The organism is Undibacterium sp. SXout7W (assembly GCF_049339385.1).
Taxonomy (GTDB): Bacteria; Pseudomonadota; Gammaproteobacteria; order Burkholderiales; family Burkholderiaceae_D; genus Undibacterium.
Genome location: NZ_JBMPPF010000044.1, coordinates 1 through 3,245, shown reverse-complemented (window position 1 = coordinate 3,245; position 3,245 = coordinate 1). Strand labels below are relative to the sequence as shown.

Below are 3,245 nucleotides of genomic sequence, written 5' to 3'. Positions count from 1 at the left end.
GGCACTGAATTATTCAGCTTAAGAAATTCTTCAGAAAAATAAGGACCCATTTTTGCCATAATTTGGGCTCTGAGTGCATCAGCTTTTCCTGCCTTAAAGGCCTGGATGACTTTCTCGAAGTTCTTTCGAAGGAAGGATGCTATAATCTCATAATCATTTCCAAATTTGGCATGGTCGTATTCCCCCAGGATACTATAACCTGATTCATGTTTAGATTCCACGATTTCAAGTGGTTCTGGCACCATGATAAGAAGGAATTTCTCTGGAGCCTTCGGGGGTTGGGCAAACTTGGAATTGCCTTTTTGTTGTTTCTTTGCTGACTCAACAAGCAAAAGATTCTGCGATGATTTTGCCAACTGCTGACGGTTCTCTCCAAAAACTTCCATGAAGCTGTTTATAGTTTCTGTGAGGGCAATAACATGTCGGGAAGTAGCTTCTTGAGACTCCCTCTGGCTATTATCCGCTCGCTTCCGAGCCTCGGTTTTAACATTTGCAATCTCGGCACAGATAAGACCTCCGAAGTCTTCCAGAGAATGGAAGAACATAATAGTTTCAATAAATGACTTGAGATTACGTAGCCTCTGGAACAGTTGGTTTGCGGTTAGCCCGGAGCATTTGTCCAAGAGCTCCGACAGGATAGGAATGGTGGAAAAACCTTGTTTTAGACCCTTTAAGACCTGGTTATAAGTGCCCATATCAAAAACCTTAGAAAAAGGATTAAAGAAACCTCCGTGGGAGCCTGTGAAGGTCATCATTAATTCAAACTGATCATCAGTATAACGGAGCAATTCCTGAACGACTGGGTCGGGTTGACACATGCGACAGCTAGAGTTGGTCTTTATTTTCGAAGCTGTTCCAAATCCTTCATGGAGAGATTCGAGGGAAAGAGAAAAATCTTGATGATCTGCCAAGGAAAATGCCGAAGAGGATCCCGGCTGGGCGGATCCATTGGTGAGAGTGGGGGCCTTAGGGTTTAGTCGGGGAACAGATTCATCCCCTACTCCTGGATCAAGAATGAGACTCTCCAGACTACTTGCTCGTGAACCCATTGGGGTTTGGCTTACCTCTTCTTGGGCGTCTAAAAATAGATCATCCAGCTGTTGATCTGCCCCAGGGAGGCTTGCTACCTCTCCAGTTTGGGAGGCGGTGGGCGCCAGAGGGTTAACTGGCTCTCTTATGTCAACACCCGGGATGCCGCCAGCCTCCATAATGCTATCAATCACATCGGCAAGATCCTTGCCCTGATTTTTCATCTCAACAAGCAAATTCGGAGAAACAGGAAGTTCATTTGCAATCCTTCTCAATGATTCCAAATCTTGGGGAGTTTCGACATTCCCTCGCATTCTTACTCTCTTCAGTACTTCTCCAAGGTTGGATGCCTTGTTATCTTGTTTTGATGACATGTTAGAGGAGGTTTAAAAGTGAATGTCGAAGAAACACTGTAACAACTAAGGTTGATACTCTTTACAACTAACTGATTATTTTGTCTTTGCTTTTTCTATATATACTTACTTTTTCTAAATCTAATATCTGGTCATCTGGACAGACATTTATCGTTCCTGTCTCTTTCTTGACTTGGAGGCCGGTGGAGTTTGAGGCTCCTCTTCATCCTCGCCCCCAGACTCAATCTCGAGTTCAAGCTCCTCAGACTCAATCGCCAGCTTCTTGCGAGCCTGCTCCATGTAGACTGCACCTTTTTCTTCAAGGTCCTTCACCAGTTGGCTGGCCGCTTGGTTCAAGGGTTTGTCCCATCCAAGTTTCGCCTGAAGCTCCATGTAAGTTTTCGCAATGGCAAACCCCACCATAACATAATTTTTCGGGATTCTTTTAAGTGATTCATATTGCCATGATTCATCATTCGCTTGAACCATGGGGCTCGAGAGGGCAACGAAGGTTGCAGTTGGAACTGGAAGCTTGAGAGCTGAAAATTGAGCAAGGGCGGACTCACTTAAGAGACGACAGTACACCCAGGATGCATCAGGCTGCTTGGCCAATTTGGCGTACTCAATGATAAACTTTGACATTAACGGGATAGCAAGCTCTCTTAGCATCTCCATCTTGGGCTTTCCTTGTGCAATGGCTGCTTTCTCGAACCAAGAGATAGACCCCAGTCCGGTATAGGCCAAAGAAAGGGCACAGCCAGCCTTCCATAGAGCCTTAACGTTTTCGCTGTCCGAGTTGATGAAGCTTTCAATCATCCAAGTAGAGAGACTGAGAGCAATAGTAGACCCTTTTGCGAACAGAGCGGCTGTAGCCTTGAGGAACGGCGAAGAGGGTGGAAAGGCCGCAGGGCCTTCAGGAAGCGATAGGATTGGCACCTTGAGGAGGGAATCAATTTTCCCCTTGAGGTGAACCAGGTAATGGTTGCTCACCGACTGAGGGTCCTTAGTTATGAGACGGAAGGAGTTCAATGCCATTAGAACAACAATGCCCATGGCATACTCTCTATTCTTCAACCAATGGGCATGCTGGTCTTTCTTTTCCGGATCCAACGGGGACAACCAATCAAAAAGAAGGTCGTACCAGAGGATGGCTGATTGGCTTGAAATGGAAACTTTGTTAGCCCCAACTTTCACACTGACAGACATAATATTGGTGGCCCTCGGCTCATACCAGTCCCATTTGGGGAGCTTCATCTTGTCAACAGCCTTTGCAACCTGACCTTTCGCCTGACCAGCAACCTTCACAGCTTGAAGAGCATTGGGGGGCTTGGTTGGATCATCTTCCTCTAGATTGATCATTGGAGACTCGTCTCCTGGAGCAGTCTCGGCCCGAGGAAGACACACCTTGTTAGAAAGAATATATTTTTGGTCATATTTGTAGCAGCTGAGGAGAGAATGATAAGTATCCAGCAGATCATCTTCTTCGATCATCTGTCCGGCGTACCAATTGAGAAATCTCTTTGCATAACCTACTCCTTCATCCAATGTGGTTCTCGGCTTTTTGTAACACGCATCCAGGTGTTTTTCGTACATTTCCGTCGTCCATGGGGTCGGAGTCGGAGTACCAGAGACACTATCGATGTTCCCCTCAAAGTTCAAGAGGGCATCGGCCGCCTCTTTCTCTGCAGCAGATAGTTGCTGTCCTCGGTGACTCATATTCGATCGATTGGAAAAACTACTCTCGTTTGAGGAAATGGTTTTATACTTTTAGATTATTTTGTCTTTACTTTTTCTATTTTCCTTGGATCAAATATCATCTTTTAATCATCATAAGACATGTGCCTTATTGTCCAAGGCAAAAAC

General features: G+C 45.5%; 2 protein-coding genes. Both read right to left on the bottom strand.

From position 1 onward, the window contains the following. Positions 1-1,343: hypothetical protein (locus ACO0LB_RS20350; RefSeq protein ID WP_423052488.1), on the bottom strand; the 1,343-nt coding region annotated here is incomplete at its 3' end. A 207-nt stretch (positions 1,344-1,550) separates the two neighbouring features. After that, positions 1,551-2,975, bottom strand: a complete 1,425-nt coding sequence (locus tag ACO0LB_RS20345) for a hypothetical protein (RefSeq protein WP_423052486.1) — start codon at positions 2,973-2,975, stop codon at positions 1,551-1,553. Positions 2,976-3,245 lie beyond the last annotated feature (270 nt).

Bases quoted from the DNA above. Each gene is read 5' to 3' on its own strand.
- ACO0LB_RS20345 (WP_423052486.1), bottom strand. From the start codon at position 2,975: ATGTACGAAAAACACCTGGATGCGTGTTACAAAAAGCCGAGAACCACA.